Raw genomic sequence first — 245 nt, forward strand, 5'->3', positions numbered from 1 at the left:
GGCCTGTTCGGGCATGGCGAGTTGGGCCTGTAGCTCAGTTGGTTAGAGCGCACCCCTGATAAGGGTGAGGTCAGTGGTTCGAATCCACTCAGGCCCACCACTTGCCATATCTAGACAGATAATGGGGCCTTAGCTCAGCTGGGAGAGCGGTTGCTTTGCAAGCATCAGGTCATCGGTTCGATCCCGATAGGCTCCACCATCTTCGCCGAGAGATTGGCTTGAGGATGGTACAGTGCGTTGCACTG

At 56.3% G+C, this 245-nt stretch carries 2 tRNA genes; both read left to right on the top strand.

The features are described from left to right. The first annotated feature begins 23 nt into the window (after positions 1 to 23). Positions 24 to 100, top strand: a tRNA-Ile gene (locus ACYPYD_RS11040). 23 nt (positions 101 to 123) lie between these two features. Beyond that, a tRNA-Ala gene (locus ACYPYD_RS11045) sits at positions 124 to 199 on the top strand. The last annotated feature ends 46 nt before the right edge of the window (positions 200 to 245 follow it).

Source organism: Novosphingobium sp. 11B (genome assembly GCF_054589055.1).